The sequence below is a fragment of the Synechococcus sp. PROS-9-1 genome (genome assembly GCF_014279775.1).
In the GTDB taxonomy this organism is placed as follows: domain Bacteria; phylum Cyanobacteriota; class Cyanobacteriia; order PCC-6307; family Cyanobiaceae; genus Synechococcus_C.
The window spans coordinates 2231316-2251324 of sequence record NZ_CP047961.1; the positions used below are offsets into that span (position 1 = coordinate 2231316).

The 20009-nt window shown below is 55.6% G+C and carries 17 protein-coding genes; 13 read left to right on the forward strand and 4 right to left on the reverse strand.

The window, feature by feature from the left end; translation table 11 throughout:
• Nucleotides 1-10 precede the first annotated feature (10 nt).
• Entirely contained in the window at nucleotides 11-724 is a 714-nt protein-coding gene (locus tag SynPROS91_RS11880) for a HEAT repeat domain-containing protein (protein WP_186517205.1), read from the forward strand.
• 54 nt (nucleotides 725-778) lie between these two features.
• On the opposite strand, the gene cynS is transcribed toward SynPROS91_RS11880, so the two are convergent.
• A complete protein-coding gene (cynS, locus tag SynPROS91_RS11885; protein ID WP_186517207.1) occupies nucleotides 779-1219 on the reverse strand; it encodes a cyanase in 441 nt (146 codons plus the stop codon).
• Nucleotides 1220-1737: 518 nt separating this feature from the next.
• Here cynS and SynPROS91_RS11890 point away from each other — a divergent pair.
• The 5 genes from SynPROS91_RS11890 (at nucleotide 1738) to SynPROS91_RS11910 (ending at nucleotide 8092) form a co-directional block, all read left to right on the forward strand.
• Nucleotides 1738-2811: an anthranilate phosphoribosyltransferase family protein gene (locus tag SynPROS91_RS11890; RefSeq protein WP_186517209.1), complete on the forward strand. Its 1074-nt coding sequence runs from the start codon at nucleotides 1738-1740 to the stop codon at nucleotides 2809-2811.
• A 19-nt stretch (nucleotides 2812-2830) separates the two neighbouring features.
• Nucleotides 2831-4054, forward strand: a complete 1224-nt coding sequence (locus tag SynPROS91_RS11895) for an MFS transporter (protein ID WP_186517211.1) — start codon at nucleotides 2831-2833, stop codon at nucleotides 4052-4054.
• A 60-nt stretch (nucleotides 4055-4114) separates the two neighbouring features.
• Nucleotides 4115-6244 (forward strand): polyphosphate kinase 1, encoded by a 2130-nt coding sequence (gene ppk1, locus SynPROS91_RS11900; protein WP_186517220.1) that lies wholly within the window; start codon nucleotides 4115-4117, stop codon nucleotides 6242-6244.
• 170 nt (nucleotides 6245-6414) lie between these two features.
• Nucleotides 6415-7437: an RpoD/SigA family RNA polymerase sigma factor gene (locus tag SynPROS91_RS11905; RefSeq protein WP_186517222.1), complete on the forward strand. Its 1023-nt coding sequence runs from the start codon at nucleotides 6415-6417 to the stop codon at nucleotides 7435-7437.
• 43 nt (nucleotides 7438-7480) lie between these two features.
• A complete protein-coding gene (locus tag SynPROS91_RS11910; protein WP_186519811.1) occupies nucleotides 7481-8092 on the forward strand; it encodes a diacylglycerol/polyprenol kinase family protein in 612 nt (203 codons plus the stop codon).
• Between the two features lie 22 nt (nucleotides 8093-8114).
• Here the strand turns inward: SynPROS91_RS11910 and SynPROS91_RS11915 are convergent, their stop codons facing one another.
• Nucleotides 8115-9173: a 3-deoxy-7-phosphoheptulonate synthase gene (locus tag SynPROS91_RS11915; RefSeq protein WP_186517224.1), complete on the reverse strand. Its 1059-nt coding sequence runs from the start codon at nucleotides 9171-9173 to the stop codon at nucleotides 8115-8117.
• Between SynPROS91_RS11915 and SynPROS91_RS12305 the strand changes: the two genes are divergently transcribed.
• The 4 genes from SynPROS91_RS12305 to SynPROS91_RS11930 all read left to right on the forward strand — a co-directional run bounded on the left by SynPROS91_RS12305 (nucleotide 9172) and on the right by SynPROS91_RS11930 (nucleotide 15139).
• Nucleotides 9172-9294, forward strand: coding sequence for a hypothetical protein (locus SynPROS91_RS12305; protein ID WP_255439820.1), 123 nt, complete (start codon nucleotides 9172-9174; stop codon nucleotides 9292-9294). The two genes, SynPROS91_RS11915 and SynPROS91_RS12305, sit on opposite strands and share 2 nt — an antisense overlap.
• Nucleotides 9288-11870, forward strand: a complete 2583-nt coding sequence (acnB, locus tag SynPROS91_RS11920; protein ID WP_186517225.1) for a bifunctional aconitate hydratase 2/2-methylisocitrate dehydratase — start codon at nucleotides 9288-9290, stop codon at nucleotides 11868-11870. The genes SynPROS91_RS12305 and acnB overlap by 7 nt, the downstream gene beginning before the upstream one ends.
• Nucleotides 11871-11889: 19 nt before the next feature.
• A complete protein-coding gene (locus tag SynPROS91_RS11925) occupies nucleotides 11890-13347 on the forward strand; it encodes a ClC family H(+)/Cl(-) exchange transporter (RefSeq protein WP_186517227.1) in 1458 nt (485 codons plus the stop codon).
• Nucleotides 13348-13522: 175 nt separating this feature from the next.
• On the forward strand, nucleotides 13523-15139 hold the full coding sequence (locus SynPROS91_RS11930; protein WP_255439822.1) for a radical SAM protein: 1617 nt from the start codon (nucleotides 13523-13525) through the stop codon (nucleotides 15137-15139).
• On the opposite strand, the gene SynPROS91_RS11935 is transcribed toward SynPROS91_RS11930, so the two are convergent.
• A complete protein-coding gene (locus tag SynPROS91_RS11935; RefSeq protein WP_186517229.1) occupies nucleotides 15063-16370 on the reverse strand; it encodes an O-antigen ligase in 1308 nt (435 codons plus the stop codon). The two genes, SynPROS91_RS11930 and SynPROS91_RS11935, sit on opposite strands and share 77 nt — an antisense overlap.
• Nucleotides 16367-17221 (reverse strand): formyltetrahydrofolate deformylase, encoded by an 855-nt coding sequence (gene purU / locus SynPROS91_RS11940; protein ID WP_186517231.1) that lies wholly within the window; start codon nucleotides 17219-17221, stop codon nucleotides 16367-16369. The genes SynPROS91_RS11935 and purU overlap by 4 nt, the downstream gene beginning before the upstream one ends.
• Before the next feature lie 100 nt (nucleotides 17222-17321).
• Here purU and psbQ point away from each other — a divergent pair, with 100 nt between their 5' ends.
• The 3 genes from psbQ to pstS are packed head-to-tail and all read left to right on the forward strand — an operon-like array spanning nucleotide 17322 to nucleotide 19987.
• Nucleotides 17322-17780: a photosystem II protein PsbQ gene (gene psbQ, locus SynPROS91_RS11945; RefSeq protein WP_186517233.1), complete on the forward strand. Its 459-nt coding sequence runs from the start codon at nucleotides 17322-17324 to the stop codon at nucleotides 17778-17780.
• A 14-nt stretch (nucleotides 17781-17794) separates the two neighbouring features.
• Nucleotides 17795-18901 carry an FAD-binding oxidoreductase gene (locus tag SynPROS91_RS11950; protein WP_186517235.1) on the forward strand — a complete coding sequence of 369 codons (1107 nt, stop codon included), beginning with the start codon at nucleotides 17795-17797 and terminating at the stop codon, nucleotides 18899-18901.
• A gap of 54 nt (nucleotides 18902-18955) precedes the next feature.
• Nucleotides 18956-19987 (forward strand): phosphate ABC transporter substrate-binding protein PstS, encoded by a 1032-nt coding sequence (pstS, locus tag SynPROS91_RS11955; RefSeq protein WP_255439824.1) that lies wholly within the window; start codon nucleotides 18956-18958, stop codon nucleotides 19985-19987.
• The last annotated feature ends 22 nt before the right edge of the window (nucleotides 19988-20009 follow it).

The window sequence follows — 20009 nt, forward strand, 5'->3', positions numbered from 1 at the left end:
TTCAAAGCTTATGAGTGCCATTGATGAAGCCACCCTTTGGGATCGGCTAGCCAATGCACGACGGATTCCATTGAATCCAACTTGGCTGGGAGAGATATTCTCTCCCAGCCTTTCTGATGAACTCCGTTTTGCGGTTGCTGAACGCTTGGGGATGTTGGCAGAAACAGGATGGCCAATCATCCGTACCCTGATCCAACAGCACGGAATTCAGCCTGAATTAATCCATGCCGCCGGCCTTTGCCATCAACCTGAAGCAAAAGATTGGTTACTCACACAACTAAACCAATCCAATGATCCAGATGCCTTCTTGCTCAACGCACTGAGTTGCTGGGGCGCCGAGCTGACCTATTCAGACTTTCAGCACATTCTGCAGTTGCCAAGTCAAGCCCAACGACTTGCTGGCTTAAATCTTCTCAGCTTCAAATCACATCAACTTCAAGCCAATGAATTGCTGCAGTTGTGTGAATCCACTCTGCAAGATTGGCGTGATCCCGTTGTCATCGCCTGCATACGCTTACTTCAGCGACGAGACGACATTGCCATTAGCACGAGGCTTAGCATTCTGGTCCAAGAAGGATCCGATGCTGTTGCCGAGGCTGCATTAAGAGCCTTGGGATGCATGGCCACAACTCATAGCAAAATGGCGTTGAAGTCATTAAGCGTAGAACTCACCAATCAAGAGCGACGTGAGCAAGCCGTACGCCAGCTTCAGCAGCAATATTAAAGACAATAAAAAAGCCCGATCGTGCCGAGCTCTTATTTAAATGAGATCAAAAACTCACCATTTTTTATAGGGTAAGAATTTTCCACACATCGTGATTTTCACCCGATCACCTTTTGGATCTTCAACCTTATCTACATCCAAAGTAAAATCAATAGCGCTCATAATTCCATCGCCAAACTTTTCCTGGATGACATCTTTCATAGGCATTCCATAAACCTGCATGATTTCATAGAAGCGATAGATCAATGGATCTACAGGTATTACTGGATCGAGACTTCCTTTCGTTGGAAACTCTTGCAGTGCAGAGGTAATGGCTGGATCTAGAGCCAACAAAGTTGCTAATTTCTCTGCTTCTTCAGGGGATGCGGTGGCCTGTCCATAAAAGAGGGAAGCAATCCAAACTTCATCGAGCCCAAGGGCCGCTTCTAGATCAGCAAAAGAAAGCCCCTTAGCCTTTTTTGCTGCCATGAGAGAAGCAGTAACCGTCGTTGTCATGTAAAAAGAAGAATAAATGAACTACTAGAGATCAGCACGCCTTGCGTAGCCACTCAGCAGTGAATCAATCATCTACAAGATCAAGACCCAAAATTGATGCATTAGCTACCAATGCACAATCCAGGAGCAACCAATTGGCAGCATCGGCGACAGAACGACTGAGAGGAAAAGCGCATCATTAATTTGTTGATGGTTAGGTCGTTTTCATGTTTCTTTCCTCATTTGCGAATCAGTTAAATCAAATCCTGGATCAAGCCTTAAAAAGTATCAATAGCTTCCTTATTAGCGACTCTTTGTCAGTCACACCTTCACTTGTGCACCAAACGTTTCCAAACCTGCTCATTGAACGTCTCTATTACGCCGAGGGGCGACAGCATCCATCCCACCCACTCCATGGAAGCTTTGCAGGCCTATGCACGAGCTAACCCTTAAGGCGCATAAAACAGTCCAGTATCAATGACTACCGCCAAAGGAGATAATTCTGCGGAACGATCTCCTTTGGTTCCGCGGTCATATCAATGGAAACGCCTCCACAAGCCAAAAAGCGAGCATATTTCAAGCAATTGCTACGCAAAATCGGCAGTGGAGAGCACACCAGCAAAGGGTTGACCCGAAGCGAAGCCGATGAGGCCATGGAGTTGATGCTCACGGGAGGAGCGTCAGACGTTCAAATCGGCGCCTTTCTGATCGCCCATCGCATTCGCCGGCCTGAACCTCAGGAGCTCACCGGCATGCTCGATACCTATAAAAGGCTTGGGCCCTGTCTTCTCAGTCAACCTGAGCAACGCCGGCCGATCTGCTTTGGCATGCCCTTTGACGGTCGATCTCGCACGGCACCGATCTACCCCTTAACGACCTTGCTGTTGGTGGGGTCCGGACAACCCGTGGTCTTACAGGGAGGGAGGCGAATGCCCGTGAAATTTGGAATCACCGCCGCAGAACTGTTCGCTGCCATCGGGCTCAACTTGAGCGGGCTGTCTATCAACGATGTTCAAACAGGATTCAACCTGCATGGTCTTGCCCTTATTTATCAACCGGAACACTTCCCCCTAGGCGAGGTTCTGCTGCCCGCTCGGGATGATCTCGGGAAACGCCCTCCATTAGCCAGCGCTGAGCTGCTCTGGACCGCACACCAAGGGCACCACCTACTTGTGAGTGGTTTTGTACATCCGCCAACGGAAAGCCGAGCCTGGCAAGCCCTGGAACTAGCCGGAGAAAAGGACGTCATCACCGTAAAAGGCTTAGAAGGCGGCACAGACTTGCCTGTTAGTCGAGCCGGAATCACGGCTCGGATACACAACTCAGGGGAGCCTGAACGACACATCGTTCATCCCCGGGACCATGGCTGCTTCGGAGATGACCCCCGCTGGGAATCGGAGGAAGCCTGGGCTGCGCACGCCAAAGAGGCACTTCTGGGCCAAGGGCCCATGGCCGATTCCTTGCGTTGGAACACAGGCTGTTACCTCTGGTTGAGCGGACTGAGCAAAAGCTTGGAGGATGGCGTGGAAGAAGCCCAAACCATGCAAGCCAATGGAGTAGGCAGCGCAGCGTTAGAGCAATTGATCGCGTGGCGAGCATCTGTGGGAAGGTGAATAACCGCCTCGATCGAACGTGCGCCGTCCTCACGTTCCAACTTTGGTCAGTGCGTTTCTCACGCTGCTCAATGACCGACTGAGCGAAAGCATTGTTTTTCCATTGCTGCCATTTCTGTTGGCATCGTTCAATGCCGACGGTCGCACCCTTGGGTTGTTAGCTGGCAGCTACGCCCTCGCGCAATTCGCAGCAACGCCATTAATTGGAGCCCTGAGTGATCGCTTCGGCCGCAGGCCCGTGATCGCCATCTGCGTGAGTGGTTCCGTTCTGGGCCTCGGACTCTTCGCAATCACCTTGAGCCATGACTGGCCCGCTGGTGCTGTGTTGCCCCTGTTTCTCCTGTTTGGAGCCCGTCTGATCGATGGGGTAAGCGGTGGAACAGCCGCCACCGCAGGAGCCGTACTCGCAGACATCACACCGCCGGAGAAACGTGCACGCGCCTTCGGATTGATCGGTGTGGCCTTCGGCCTTGGTTTCATTATCGGACCCTTTCTCGGCGGCCAATTGGCCCGGATTGCCGTCACGGTGCCCATCTGGGTGGCAACCGGCTTCGCCGTCCTCAACCTTGTTGTTGTCCTGACGTTGCTCCCTGAAACCCATCCGGTGTCAGAGCGCCGCGTTCTTCCCCGCAAACGGGAGCTCAACCCCTTCGCTCAAATCGCTCGGGTGATTGGCAATCCAGCAGTCGGGCGTCTGGCCTTGGGCTTTTTTCTATTTTTTCTTGCCTTCAATGGCTTCACAGCAATTCTGGTGCTCTATTTCAAGCAACGATTCAACTGGGGCCCAGAGCTTGCTACCACAGCCTTTTTGATTGTGGGGGTCGTCGCCACCGTGGTCCAGGGTGGACTGATCGGTCCATTGGTGAATCGTTTTGGGGAGTGGAAACTCACGCTGATCGGCCTCGGTTTGGTCATCGCCGGCTGTTTGCTGATCCCCACCACGAATCCTGAACAAGCCAGGATTGGAGTGTTCACAGCGGTGGCAATTTTGGCCAGCGGCACCGGCCTGGTCACCCCAAGCCTGCGCAGCCTGGTGTCTCGGCGTCTCAGCGATGAAGGGCAAGGCGCAGCCCTTGGCAGCCTGCAAGCACTACAGAGTCTTGGCAGTTTTTTAGGCCCACCGCTAGCTGGACTGGGCTACGACCTCCTAGGTCAAACCAGTCCATTTTTTGGAGGCGCAGCATTGCTCGTGGTCGTGGTGGTCTTGGTGACCCGCAGTCCCCTTGAACACACCACAGGCTGACGGACAATTGCTACCTTTCCCTTGCGAGCACAGTGCTCGAGACAAATCATCAGCGGCCATATGCTTCCCGAGAATCTCTACATCAATCGGGAACTGAGCTGGATTGCCTTCAACAGACGCGTCTTAGCTCAGGCGCTTGACCAAAGAACGCAGTTGTTGGAACAGGCCAAATTCAGCGCCATTTTCAGCAACAATCTCGATGAATTTTTCATGGTGCGCGTTGCGTCCTTGAAGTCTCAGGTTGAGGCCGGCATCGACAAGCGAAGCGAGGACGGCCTCACGCCCCGGGAGCAGCTCCATGAGATTCGCAACCAGCTCTCAGCTCTGCTGGAAGCCCAGCAAAACCACTACCTCAACCATCTCCGCGTAGGCCTCGAAGACTATGGAGTTTTCCTGTTCAACTACGAACAACTGAACGAGGCCCAAAGGCACTGGGTAGACAACTTCTTTCAAACGGCGATTTTTCCGGTCCTAACGCCCCTAGCGGTAGATCCTGCCCATCCCTTTCCGTTCGTTAGCAATCTCAGCCTCAACGTGGCCGCCCTGATCCATGACCCAGAGTCGGGTCAACGCCAACTGGCCCGAGTGAAGGTTCCTCAGAAGATCCTTCCTCGCTTTGTCTCGATTCCCATTGAGCTTGGCGGGCATGATGCCAAGCCAATGCACACAGCAGTGCCTCTTGAGCAGGTGATTGCCTTCAATCTCAGTCTGCTCTTTCCAGGAATGAGCATCGAAGGCCATTACTTTTTCAGGGTCACCAGGGATGCCGACCTGGAGCTCCGCGACCTTGAAGCCGACGATCTCATGATCGCGATCGAACAAGGCTTAAGAAAGCGACGGATGGGTGGTGAAGTGGTCCGCCTGGAGGTTGCGGGAGACACACCGCAAGACGTGATTGAGATGTTGATCGACGGCATGTCCGTTGTTGAAGAAGACCTCTACAAGGTGAATGGCCCTCTCGGGCTCGATGATCTCTTCGGCTTGATGAGCCTGCCGATGCCACATCTCAAAGATGCAACGCATTCAGGTCAAACTCCCACCGTCCTCAGTCGTGCTCAGAGGGGCATGTTGGAAGACGGCTCCATCAAAGAAGAGGAATTCGAGAGCATTTTTTCGGTGTTGCGTCGCCACGACGTTCTCCTCCATCACCCTTACGACTTGTTTTCCACGTCGGTCGAGGAATTCATCAATCAAGCGGCAGATGATCCCCTCGTGATGGGGATCAAGATGACCCTCTACCGCACCTCCAAAGATTCTCCGATCATCGCAGCACTCATCCGTGCAGCAGAAAATGGAAAACAGGTGATGGCCCTGGTAGAGCTCAAAGCCCGCTTCGACGAAGACAACAATATTCAATGGGCTAAACATCTGGAGCGCTCAGGTGTGCATGTGGTTTATGGCGTGATTGGCCTGAAAACGCATACCAAGATTGTGCTGGTCGTACGCAAAGAAAAAGAGCGCCTGCGCAGCTACGTCCATATCGGCACTGGAAATTACAACTCCAAAACCTCGCGCCTGTACACCGATCTAGGACTTCTTTCAGCACGACCAGAACTCGGCCAAGACCTTGTGGAGTTGTTTAACTACCTAACCGGCTTCTCAAAACAACAAAGCTTCCGCAAACTACTCGTTGCTCCTGTCTCCTTAAGAATAGGAATGGAGCAATTGATTCGCCGCGAAATCGACCATGCCAAGCAGGGGAGAGCTGGGTCGATCAAAGCGAAAATGAATTCTCTGGTGGATCCAGAAATCATTGCCCTTTTGTATGAAGCATCTCAAGCCGGAGTAAGCATCCAATTGATTATCCGAGGGATGTGCAGCCTTTATCCCGGCCTTGAAGGCATTAGCGACAACATCAGCGTGGTCAGCATCATCGGCCGCTTCTTGGAGCATTCGCGCATCTTTTGGTTCAACAATGCCGGCGATCCGGAAGTCTTCATCGGTAGCGCCGACTTAATGCCACGCAATCTTGACCGACGCGTTGAGGCTGTTACACCCATTGAAGAACCTGAGCTAAGAGCACAACTCGAACATCTGCTGGAGCGCTACTTAAGTGACAACAGGGGCGCATGGGACATGCAACCAGATGGTTCTTTCATTCAGCGCTTCCCCGAAGAAGAGGAGCGCAACTCCCAATTGCAGTTAATCGATTCCTGGAAAGGAAGCGCCCTCGTTCAATCAAACCACTAGTCATTTACAAGTTCACGAGAGACTCGAAAATGAAAAAAATCTGCATCTTTGTAGCGATCAACACTCTTATCGGCTCAAAACGACGAGTTCCTGAAAAGTTTCGTAATTCCATCCATTAGTTTTTCAACTAGGTGCTATGTTTCGCACAAATTCGTCAGGAGACCAGGGTGATGGGGATCCCTCTGGAGTCCAAAGAAGCTGCCTCTAAAAGCACTTCTATGGAACCTTTGTTGCCGACAGCTAGTCGTCGCAGCAGCACCAATCGCTCAAGTGGCACAACCTCGAGTCGAGGAAGTCGTTCAAGTGGGCGCTTAGCCACAGATTCGATTGGTCATTACTTAAGCAGTATTGGTCGCGTTCCATTACTCACAGCTGCGGAAGAAATTGAGCTTGCACATCACGTGCAGGCCATGAAAGAACTGCTTGACATTCAAGAAGAAGATCGCACCCCCAAACAACGCCATCGCATCAGGATGGGGAAGAGGGCACGCGATCGGATGATGGCTGCCAACCTCAGGTTGGTAGTGAGTGTCGCCAAGAAATACCAAAACCAAGGTCTCGAACTTCTCGACCTCGTTCAAGAAGGTGCCATCGGGCTTGAGCGTGCTGTCGACAAATTTGACCCAGCCATGGGTTACAAGTTTTCGACTTACGCCTACTGGTGGATTCGTCAAGGCATGACACGAGCGATCGACAACAGTGCGCGCACGATTCGCCTGCCGATTCACATCAGTGAAAAGCTATCGAAAATGCGCAAGATCACCCGGGAGCTCTCGCATCGTTTCGGGCGTCAACCGAACCGCTTGGAATTGGCTCATGCCATGGGCATTGAACCGAGAGACCTAGAGGGGCTCATTGCTCAAAGCGCCCCCTGTGCCTCCTTGGACGCTCACGCCCGTGGCGAAGAGGATCGCAGCACCCTCGGAGAACTGATCGCAGATCCCAACGGCGATGAGCCAATGGAAGGCATGGATCGCAGCATTCAGAAGGAGCATCTGGGTGGCTGGATCTCACAGCTCAATGAACGCGAACAAAAAATCCTGCGTTTACGGTTTGGCCTCGGTGGAGAAGAGCCTCTCACCCTTGCCGAAATTGGTCGTCAAATCAATGTGTCGCGGGAACGGGTACGCCAACTCGAATCCAAAGCCATTTTGAAATTGCGCACGATGACCAATCATCAGCAGGCTGCCTGAGTCGTACTTGCCCCTGCCATCTCTGTTGCTCATCGCCCTGTGGATGGCTGGTGTTCTCGGCAGCGCTCTGGCCTGCCGTCAACGCTGGCCCCACCAACGCGAGTTGAGTCGAAAGATTGTTCATATCGGCATTGGACCGGTTCTGCCACTCGCCTGGGTTCTCCACGTTCCTGCCTCCATCGCGGTTCCTTGTGCTGTGGTGGTCACCCTGATCGCCTTCATCAATCACCGCTGGAACTTGCTACCTGCGGTGGAAGATGTAGGGCGAAACAGTTACGGGACCGTTGCCTATGGCGTCGCGATCTGTTTGCTTCTGATCCTGTTTTGGGCTGACAATCCTGCTGCTGCCTGTGCCGGAGCGCTGGTGATGGCCTTCGGGGATGGCCTAGCAGGTCTGGTTGGGCGCGCCGTTCGTTCCCCAAACTGGACGATCTTGGACCAGCGCAAGTCGATCGTCGGAACAACGACGATGGCCATCACCAGTGCTGGGGTGTTGCTCGCTTTAGTGCTAATCACCCAAAGTCAACTCACCCCATTTCGGCTCTTAGCCGTCTGCACGCTTGCTGTAGGGCTCGAACAACTGAGCGTATTGGGAATCGACAACCTGACCGTACCCCTTGGAGTGGCCTTGAGTTGGACCTGGATGACGGCCTGATCAACGCCACAAGAACGGAGTTTTAGTTGAACCTTGCCCGAGCAACGGAAGCAGCGAGCTCTGCAAGCAATTCAGCAGTGGTTTCAAGACTGATGCAAGCATCTGTCACGCTCTGCCCATAGGTCAGAGAGCTCTTGTCCGCAGACAGCTTTTGATTGCCTTCCACAAGGTGGCTTTCAATCATGACTCCCATGACATGGTCTGACTTCTGATCAACCTGAGAGGCAACTGCCCGTAAAACCTCGCTCTGACGGCGAAAGTCTTTACTCGAATTGGCATGGCTGCAGTCCACCATCAAGCGATCCGGCAGACCAGCACCCGTCAGTTCGTCAGCTGACTCCTGAATCGCCTCCAGGTGGTAGTTGGTTCCACGATTTCCGCCACGCAAAACCAAGTGCCCATTTGGGTTTCCAGAGGTACTAACGATCGAAGCATGGCCCTCACGATTGATACCCAGAAAATGATGGGGCTTGGCTGCAGCCTGCATTGCATTAATTGCAATCGTGGCGCTGCCATCGGTGCTGTTCTTGTAGCCAATGGGCATCGACAAGCCTGAGGCCATTTCACGATGGGTCTGGCTTTCAGTGGTGCGTGCACCAATCGCTGTCCAGCTGATGAGATCCGCGATGTATTGAGGGACAACAGGATCTAACAGCTCTGTTGCTGTGGGCATTCCTTCTCGCGCCAAATCAAGCAACAGGGAACGGGCCATCCGTAGCCCCGTATTGATGTCGTAAGAGCCATCGAGATGGGGATCGTTAATCAACCCCTTCCATCCCACGGTGGTACGGGGTTTTTCGAAATACACCCGCATCACAATCTCCAGCTCAGCGGCATGACGCTCCCTCAAAGGCGCCAACCGACGGGCGTAGTCGCGAGCCGCATCCACGTCATGCACAGAGCAGGGACCAACAATCACCAGCAGTCGGCGGTCCAAGCCACTCAGGATGGCTTGAATGCGGCTGCGAGCCGTCACCACTGTCTCTAAAGCCGTTGGATCAATTGGCAGATCGCGATGCAACAGAGCCGGAGGGATCAGTGGTCGCGTGTCCACCACATGGAGATCGTGGGTGGTGGTCATGCCTTGGCCTGAAATTCAGTTCAGATTACGCAAGCCGATCCACCGCAACAAACAACAGGGTGGAACGCTGACCAACAACAATGGTGTGTATCGCTGTTTGCGCCGCCAAAACCGATGCTGAGCACCTATCGCGAGAACGCCAAGGGACGGGAAGACAAGGGCATCCCACCGCTTCCTCTTGATGCCGCTCAGACCAAGGCCCTCACGGAACTTCTTCAACAGCCACCGGCTGGGGACGAGCAGACCTTGCTGCAGCTGCTGAACGAACGCATTCCACCCGGCGTCGATGAAGCGGCCTATGTCAAAGCAACCTGGTTAAGTGCCGTGGCCCAAGGCAATGCATCCAGCCCATTGGTGGCCCCTTTGGAGGCAGTGCAACTGCTCGGCACCATGGTGGGTGGATACAACGTCGCTGCACTGATCGAGCTGCTCAAGCATCCCGACGAGACGCTTGCGAGCTGTGCCGTTCAAGGCCTGAGCCGCACCCTCTTGGTCTACGACGCTTTCAATGACGTCATGGAGCTGGCAGCCAGCAACCGTTTCGCCCAACAGGTGGTGGACAGCTGGGCTGCAGCGGAATGGTTTACCCGGCGAGATCCGCTTGCCAAAGAGATCACTGTCACCGTGTTCAAGGTGGACGGGGAGACCAACACCGACGACCTCTCACCAGCCACCCACGCGACCACACGTCCAGACATCCCCTTGCACGCCCTGGCGATGTTGGAAACCCGTGATCCAGAGGGACTCAACACCATCGAAACCCTCAAGAAAAAAGGTCATCCCGTGGCCTATGTGGGTGATGTGGTCGGCACCGGAAGCTCTCGGAAAAGCGCCATCAACTCCGTGCTGTGGCATACCGGCAATGACATCCCCCATGTTCCCAACAAGCGCGCTGGCGGGGTGATCATTGGCGGCAAGATTGCACCCATCTTTTTCAACACAGCGGAAGATTCAGGCGCCTTACCGATTGAGTGCGATGTCAGCGATCTGAACACCGGTGATGTGATCACGATTCGCCCTTACGCCGGCACGATCGAACGCGATGGCACGGTGATCAGTCGTTTTGAACTCAAGCCGAGCACGATCAGCGACGAAGTTCGTGCTGGAGGTCGCATCCCACTCATGATTGGCCGCGCTCTCACCGACAAGGTGCGCAGCCAACTTGGACTCGCCCCTTCTGAAACGTTCATCCGGCCTAGCGCTCCTGCCGACACTGGCAAAGGCTTCACCTTGGCCCAAAAGATGGTGGGCAAAGCCTGTGGTCTTCCTGGCGTCCGTCCCGGCACAAGCTGTGAACCGCTGATGACCACCGTTGGCAGTCAAGACACCACCGGGCCCATGACCCGGGACGAAATGAAGGAGTTGGCCTGCCTGGGCTTTTCCGCTGATTTGGTGATGCAGAGCTTCTGCCACACCGCCGCTTACCCCAAACCCGTGGACCTGCAGACCCAGAAGGATCTACCTGATTTCTTTGCCCAACGCGGCGGGGTAGCCCTTCGCCCCGGTGACGGCATCATCCACAGCTGGCTCAATCGCATGCTCTTGCCCGACACCGTGGGCACAGGGGGTGACAGCCACACCCGGTTCCCGCTCGGTATTTCTTTTCCAGGAGGCTCTGGCGTTGTGGCCTTTGCTGCCGCCATCGGCGCCATGCCTCTCGACATGCCCGAATCGGTCTTGGTCCGGTTCAGCGGCTCTCTTCAGTCGGGGGTCACTCTCCGCGATGTCGTGAATGCGATCCCCTGGGTCGCGATCCAAAGGGGCCTGCTCACCGTGGAAAAGGCCAACAAGAAAAACGTCTTCAATGGCCGGATCATGGAAATTGAAGGGTTGCCAGATCTCAAGCTGGAGCAAGCCTTCGAGCTCACGGACGCCACGGCAGAACGCTCTTGCGCAGGCTGCACCATCAAATTGTCCGAGGCCACAGTGGGTGAATACCTGAGCAGCAATGTGGCGCTGCTCAAAAACATGATTGCGCGCGGCTACAGCGATGCCCGCACCCTGGCGCGACGGATCAAGGTAATGGAGGACTGGCTGGCCAACCCCCAACTCCTTCAAGCGGATAACGACGCTCAATACGCCGAAGTGATTGAGATCAATCTCGATGAGCTCACCGAACCCGTTCTCGCCTGCCCGAACGATCCCGACAACGTGAAACTGCTCAGCGAAGTGGCTGGAGAAGCCGTTCAAGAGGTGTTCATCGGCTCTTGCATGACCAACATCGGCCACTACCGCGCCGCGGCCAAAGTTCTCGAAGAGGCCGGCGACATCGCTGCAAGGCTCTGGGTTTGCCCGCCCACACGCATGGACGAGGACATGCTCAAGCAAGAGGGCTACTACGCCACGTTTGAAGCGGCCGGGAGCCGAATGGAAATGCCAGGCTGCTCGCTCTGCATGGGCAATCAAGCCCGGGTGGATGACAACACAACCGTGTTCTCCACGAGCACCCGCAACTTCAACAACCGGCTTGGCAAAGGAGCACAGGTCTTCCTGGGCAGCGCCGAATTAGCCGCTGTTTGCGCCTTGCTCGGGCGCATTCCCACACCCGATGAATACCAAAGGATCGCCGCTGAAAAGATCGACCCACTGTCCGCAGAGCTATACCGCTATCTCAACTTCGACCAGATCGATAACTTTGTAGAACAGGGCCGAGTGCTGAGCGCTACGGAACAAGCGGAGGTCATGGCCGGCGCCTGAACGGCGTCCGCTCAAAGCCATGACTTCAGCTAGCGACCTAAAAGAAAAACAAGATCCATCCGGTTCGAGTCTGAGCATTCGCCGACTGCTGGAACGCCGCTGGCTGGTTGTTGTGCTCGCCTTGATGTTCACGGGGCTTGGCGCAGCCCTCACCGGAGTGTTGTTCAAGTTGGGCATCAAAGTTTTAGGTGCCTGGCGCCTGGAATTGCTGGCAGACCTTCCTGCTTGGGCCGTTCTGCCTGGCTTAGGCGCAACAGGTGGTTTGGTGTCTGGATTGCTGGTGTCTCGGCTGGCACCATCAGCAGGTGGATCCGGAATCACCCACATCATGGGATTCCTGAAACATCGGGCCGTCCCGATGGGTCTCAAGGTGGGCTTGGTCAAGCTGATTGCCGGAATTGTCGCCATCGGCAGTGGTTTCCCCCTCGGGCCAGAAGGTCCCGCTGTTCAGATGGGGGGATCGGTGGCCTGGCAACTCGCCCGTTGGCTAAGAGCACCTGCGGCATTCCGTCGCGTGATCGTCGCCGCGGGCGGTGGAGCAGGGATTGCGGCTGTGTTTCACGCTCCGATTGGCGGATTTTTTTACGCCATTGAGGAATTACTGCACTCCGTAAGGCCAGTCGTAATGCTGCTGGTGATCGTCACCACCTTTTTGGCAGATGCCTGGGCGGATGTGTTGGGGCTCGCGGGTTTAAGCACGAGTGGCGGCGGGCTGACCACTGGCCTTGGCTTTCAGCTGGAGAAGGAATACGAACCACTGGTGAGTTTTTTACCAATAGATCTGGGATACCTCCTCGGACTGGGCGTTGTTGTGGGTGTCTTGGCCGAGCTGTATTGCCGCTACGTCATCGCCATGCAGAAACAAGGGCATCGTTGGTTCGGTGACCGCCTCGTTCTGCGCATGGTGATCAGCGGAGCACTGCTAGGTGGGGTGTATGCATGTCTCCCCTCTGCATTTCACAACCTAGAAGGCCTGCAAGACCTCATCGGTGATGGGAAAGCTGATATTCCAATGGCGCTCGGCACTTTTGTCGTGCTGTTTTTCAGTACGGGATTAGCAGCAGCGTCTGGTGCACCCGGAGGCTTGTTTTTCCCAATGCTCACCCTGGGCGGTGCCATCGGCCTCGCCTGTGGGATTTGGGTGGAAGCTCTCACCGGCCACGTACCGAGCACCTATGTCTTTGCGGGGATGGGAGCCTTCGTGGCCAGTTGTTCACGCACACCGATTACGGCCATGTTTTTGGCCTTCGCGCTAACCAAGGATTTGCTGGTCTTAAAACCAATTCTGGTGGCCTGCTTAGTGAGTTTTCTGATCGCACGCCTGTTTGATCACCGCTCGATCTACGAACGACAGATGGGGCTTGAGTTGCTGGAGGAAGCTCACCTCCAAGCCGAAAATGTACGTCGGGCCTTTCAACCACCCAAGCCCCAATCCGAACCCGACGAACCTGACCCCCAAGACAGCAATCCTCAATAAGCGTCTCTGCCCAAATAAGCCATCAAAATGTCTTTGCGAATCGCTTTGGAAAGCGAACCATTGCTTTGCCTGCTCCGTTGATCCTGCAGGATGAAACCGTGATGCACGGGCTCTGCTGAACCGCGAAACCCTCCTGTTTGAACCAGCTGTAGCCGAGGTAGGTGCACTGAAAACAGTGCTGGCCTTCCCCAGCACCTACACCGTGGGCATCACCAGCCTTGGCTACCAACTCGTATGGGCCAGCTTGGCCATGCGCTCCGATCTCGATGTGAGGCGGCTTTTTACAGATCAAGGGGATCCTCAACACCGTCGCTGTGATCTCTTTGGCCTATCCCTGAGCTGGGAACTTGATGGACCTGTTCTGTTGGATCTCCTGGAACAACAACGCATTCCCCTCTGGAGTCATGAACGGGGTGATCAGGATCCAATCGTGTTCGGTGGAGGTCCCGTTCTGACGGCCAACCCCGAACCGCTCGCTCCATTTTTTGATGTCGTACTCCTGGGGGATGGAGAAGAACTGCTGCCCGCCTTCATCGACGCCCTGCAACAGGTGCGGGACGAACCCCGTCAGAAACGCCTTCGTTATCTAGCGCAAATCCCTGGCATCTACGTACCCGATCTGCATGCTCCGCAGTTCAGTGCCGATGGTGCCTTTCTGGGCATCAAACCCAGAGAGGCAGATCTACCTGAGCGAATCGCAAAACAAACCTGGAGGGGCAACAGCCTGAGTCACTCCACGGTGATCACCCCGGAAGCCGCCTGGCCCGACATTCACATGGTGGAGGTGGTGCGCAGCTGCCCAGAACTGTGTCGCTTCTGCTTGGCGAGTTATCTCACCTTGCCCTTCCGAACCCCATCTCTTGATGACGGCCTGATTCCTGCGGTCGAGAAAGGGCTTAAGGCAACCCGTCGTCTCGGCTTACTGGGTGCCTCGGTGACCCAACATCCCCAATTCAGCGATTTGCTGCAGTGGCTGGACCAAGACCGCTTTGATGACTTGCGCGTGAGTGTCAGCTCCGTACGAGCTGCCACCGTGACTCCTCAATTAGCTGGAACCTTGAGTCGCCGCGGTAGCAAGTCGGTGACGATCGCCATCGAGAGCGGAAGTGATCGGATGAGACGCGTCGTGAATAAGAAACTCAGCCGCGAGGAAATCAGCGCCGCCGCCTGGTATGCAAAAGAAGGTGGACTGAAAAGCCTCAAGCTCTACGGAATGGTGGGACTCCCCACGGAGCAAGACGAGGACATCGAGGCCACCGCCGACCTACTTCTGGATCTAAAAAAACAAACTCCAGGCCTGCGCTTCACCTTGGGAGTGAGCACTTTCGTTCCAAAAGCCCACACACCATTTCAGTGGCAAGGGGTCAGGCCAGAGGCTGACAAACGTCTCAAACGTCTCGCCAAACGGCTCAAACCAAAGGGTGTGGAACTGCGACCTGAGAGCTACGGCTGGAGCGTGATCCAAGCCCTGCTCTCCCGCAGTGATCGTCGACTCGCTCCAGTGATCGCCGCGGTGAGGGGCTCTCAAGAGAGTCTTGGCGGCTGGAAAAAGGCTTATCGCGCAGCACGGGCGGAAGAATTACAACCCGCTAGCTCTGCCGGAGTGCCATTGCCCCGCCCTCCCGCCTGGGAGGAAGTCGTGCATGAAACCTGGTCAGACAACCACATTCTTCCTTGGTGCCATCTTGATGGTCCCCTGCCCAGCGACACGCTTCTCAAGCATCAACGCCAAGCTCTGAGTCCAGAGAACGCTCCTGACACCCCTTCTGACACCCCTCCTGACTCGGTCTGAGCAAACAGCGCAGTCCCGCCAACAAAATCCAGCCAGCAATATTCACGCGGCTATCAAAAAACGGCAGATCGGTGCCGTGCAACACCATCAAGGTGAGCACTGCTGCCCACCAAGCACGATCAAACAACCGTGTGAGCCCCCGACGGAGCGCCACGATCAACAAGGCCAGCACAAGCGTCGCCACCAAAGCCGCCACCGGTAAGCCATGGGCAATGCCCAGTTCCAGGGGAAGGTTGTGCGCATGGCCATGCCATTTCCCTGTTCTGAGCGGATAAATCACCGAAAAAGCCGCTGCCCCCCACCCCAGCCACGGCCTCTCAGCAATCAACTGAACCGCCACACCCCACTGACTTAAGCGCGTCGATGCAAGAGCACGCTCGCCAGCGTGCTGGCTATCACTGAGCCGGCCCCAGATCCCCTCTGGCACCAGCGACCGCACGGGGGCCTGAATCAACAACGGCACCCCAGGCACAACAGACACAATCACCAACCCCAGACCAACAGCCAACAGCGGAACAAGCCAGGGCCAGCTGATCGGACCCAACACAATCGGTAGCACCAGCACCAAGGAGCCCCAGCCATTCCGCGACTCCGTAAGCACGAGGGCCGTCACAAAAGCGACCACCAAGCCCAGAACAACACCCCGCCGCAGCTTGCTCAGGCCCGGTTGAATCAGAGCTGCCAACGCCAACGGCCAAACCAGTGCCAACCAGGCCGCGGCGATATTGGCGTAATCAAACAGTCCCGACAGACGTCCCTCTGGTTTGCCACCAGGGGTCATGAACCAAATAATCAATCCACCCAGGACTTGCCAGGGGCCTTGCCAGCCCCACCACAGTTGTCCCAAACCCGTCAACACCACTGGGAAGCTACCCGCCACCAACCAAAGCGCAGAGCGACGACGTGCCTCAGCCGAGCTGACATAGGGCTGAAAGCCCCAAAACGCCCAAAAGAAAGGCAACCAGTTCCCCATGCCCACCCAGGCGAGGGATCCGGAATAGGAGCCAAAGCATCCGATCACCATTAAAAACGACGCCAAAAACAGGGGCGCATTCCAAGGGTCACGCCAAAACGGACGCTCACTCCTCCAACTGCTCATCAGCAGAGAGGGAAACAACAACAGGCTGGCCAGCAGCGCCGAAGAGGGCAGGAAAAACAAGCCAATCTGGAAACATCGCCAACCCCAACGCGACGCTTCAAGCGGCCGGAACGCATCGATTCGCTGGATCACGCGAACACCGCCGTACGGCCGCGATACACCATGACCTGACGGCAGAGATGCAACCTCAGAGCCCGGGCCAAGGCCAACCGCTCCGTATCCCGACCCTTGCGGATCAAATCCTCCACCTCATCGCGGTGACTCACAGGAAGGGTGGCCTGCTCAATAATCGGACCATCATCCAACTGTTCCGTGACGTAATGCGCCGTGGCACCAATCAGTTTCACGCCACGATCCCAGGCGCGGTGATACGGCTGAGCGCCTTTAAACGCCGGTAAAAACGAGTGATGGATATTGATCACCTGGGGGAAGCGCTTTAAAAAGTCGCCACTCAGCACCTGCATATATTTCGCCAACACCGCGAGCTCAATGCCCTGCTCTTCAAGGAGGTCAAGAATGCGGGCCTCAGCGTCTCGCTTGGTTGCGGGCGTGACCGGTACATGAACAAATCGCCCCCCAAAGTCACCACAGAGTGGTTCCAAATCGGGATGATTGGAGATCACCAAAGCAACCTCCATCGGCAATTCACCACTGCGAGAGCGCCAGAGCAAATCCAGCAAACAGTGGCTCTGCTTACTCACAAAGATCGCAACACGGGGCAACTCATCGGAGAAGTGAAGCTGTGCCTCACCACCGAGCCGCTCTGCGAGGGCACGAACCGCTGGCTCAATCGCATGCCGAGGCAATCCGAAGCCATCAAGCTCCCACTCAATCCGACTTAAAAACAACCCTGCACCCGAGTCGGTGTGATGGTCAGCGTGACGAATATTGCCGCCATTGGCCGCCACCCATCCAGCCAGCTCACTCACGAGTGCTGACCGATCAGGACAGATCAGTTGAAGGATGACCGTTGACCCGTTCACGCTCAGCAGACATTCACAAGTTCATTCTCTCTTGGCACTGCGTGCCCAGGGATCGAGATCACGCAGGTAAACTCGCATCCTCCACTATCACCCTTTCCCCATGCTGAGCGCCCTACGTCGCCTCGCTGCGTTTTGCCTCTGCGTGTGCCTGTGCTTCGGCCTCGCGGCCTGCAGCGGTAATGGCAATGCCAAGCCCCCAACGATTAGCCCTGAAGACATGGCGGTGATCCGCAGGCAGGCTGAGGGATTCACGCAGGCCCAGGAACGCCTCCCAGACCTGGCAGTCCTCGTCAATCAGCGCGATTGGACCTTCACCCGCAACCTGATTCACGGACCCATGCAAGAGGTCGGTCGCGAGATGTTGTACATCAACCAACGCCTCCTTCCAAACGATCGCGCCGAAGCCAACAAACTGGCAACCAAGCTCAAAGAAGCTCTCGCTGACGTGGATGAGGCAGCTCGTCTCCAAGAAGGAACACGCTTGCAAAAGGCCTACACATCCGTTGCAACGGGTTTTGCAAATTACGCTCGCGTCATTCCCGCCGAAGCTCTGAGCTGATTACCTCGATTGCCGTGATTGGTGCTGGTGCCGTCGGCGCCGGCACGGCTTGGCATCTGGCCCGTCAAGGACACAACGTCACGTTGATCGATCCGTCATTAGACGCGCCGATTCAGCGCAGCATCAGCCGTATCCAAGCCATCAATGGCACCACTGCGTCCCTTGGCGTCTTGATGGGGAACGTGTTTCGTCGATCCAGCGGACGGGCTTGGCGTCTGCGACAACGCAGCATGGAACTTTGGCCTCAATGGGTGGAGAGGCTGAACCATCCCGATACGCCCCTGCAGCTCGACACTCCACTGATCCAGCTGGCTTCTAGCCCCTTGGAATCAGAACGCATGCAGAGCCTTGCCAAGCAACGCAGCGAGCTTGGACTCGAAAGCTTCAGCGCAGAGAGCACAGCGTTCCAGCAAACATCTGATCCACTTCCCTGGCCCAATCCTGGGCATGGAGGCTTACTTTCCCAAAACGACGGCCGGATTGATCCCCTGGCCCTGCAACGGGCACTAAGACGCAGCCTCAAAACACAACAGGTGTGTCTGATACCTGCTCGCGTGACCCAACTCCATCGACCGAATCCTGGTGACGGAGACCGCTGGCGCCTGGAACTGGACACAGGACACAACACTCACTGCCACTTTGTTGTGATCTGCACAGCCTTGGCCAGTGCGCTGTTGCTGCAACCGCTTGGGCACGAATTTCCGATGGAAGCGGTTCTAGGCCAGGTGCTGGATCTTCAAGTGACGGCCCCGGCCCAGTCCTGGGATCATTGGCCAGCAGTGCTGGTCTGCAACGGAGTCAATCTGATTCGCCATGGAAGCGACAGGCTCTGGCTTGGAGCAACCCTGGAACCAGGTGAGGAACCTTCTGCTGAGGAGGCTTCGATCATGCGCCGATTGGATGGCCTGGCACCGAACTGGCTGCAGCAGGCCGAGGTCGTCGATCAATGGCACGGCCTAAGGGCCAGACCCTCTGGACGGCCAGCTCCATTGCTTGAGGTGTTGGAACCAGGCTTGATTCTGGCCAGCGGTCATTATCGAAACGGAGTTCTTTTGACACCTGCTACTGCAGACTGGGTTGGTCAGCAAATGATGAATACAACAAAGATTCAAGCCCCCTGACCTTGTCTTCACTCAATTTTTATTGGTCTTTGACACCTCAGATAGAGAGCTGACATGCAAGTAAAACGCCCATTCGACCTAATGCCTCGCCGTTTTTTGAACCGCTCCAGCACTGCATTCATCGGCATTGCTGCCGCTTTCAGTCTTGCTGCCTGCTCGTCGAGCGATCAGGGAACGAGCAAACAACAAGGCCGTCTAGCAGCAGCAGGGGCTTCATTCCCAGCTGCGATTTACCAACGCTGGTTCCAGGATCTGGCGCCCCAAGGCATTCAGGTCAATTACCAATCCGTTGGATCAGGTGCAGGAGTCCGTCAATTCACTGCAGGCACCGTTGATTTCGGGGCTTCTGACAAGCCCATGCAAGCAGAGGCCATTGACAAAGTGAATCGCGGCGTTGTGCAGGTTCCGATGACAGCCGGCGCCATTGCGGTGGCGTACCACAATCCAGGCTGTGAATTGAAGCTCACGCGAGCCCAACTTGCTGGAATCTTTCTAGGCACCATTCGTGATTACAGCGAGTTGGGCTGTGAAGCCAAAAGAATCAAGGTGGTGCATCGCTCTGATGGCTCTGGCACCACCTACAACTTCACTAAGCATCTCTCTGCCATCAGTCCGGAATGGAACAACGCTGTAGGCGCCAGTAAATCCGTGCAATGGCCTACAGGTGTGGGTGCCAAAGGCAACGAGGGTGTCGCCGCCCAACTCACCCAGATCGATGGCGGGATTGGCTATGTCGAGCTGGCCTACGTCAAAGGTGATCTACAGGCGGCGGCTGTTCAAAACGGCTCAGGACAACAGGTGGTACCCACTAATGCCTCGGCAAGCAAAGCCTTGGGTTCGATCGACCTCGGACCCAATCTCATCGGTAGCAATGCCAACCCTATGGAGGGCTATCCCATCGTGACCTTCACTTGGGTGCTTGCCTACGCCAACGGCAACGGCAGCAACACGGCCGTACTCAAATCAACGTTCGATTACATGTTGTCTGAGGTATCACAGGCGAAAGCACCCGAGCTGGGCTACGTCTCCCTTCCCCCAGAGGTGATCGTTCAAGCCAAGGCAGCGGCGAATACGATTAAGGAGTAACAGCAATACGCGGAATGAAGGC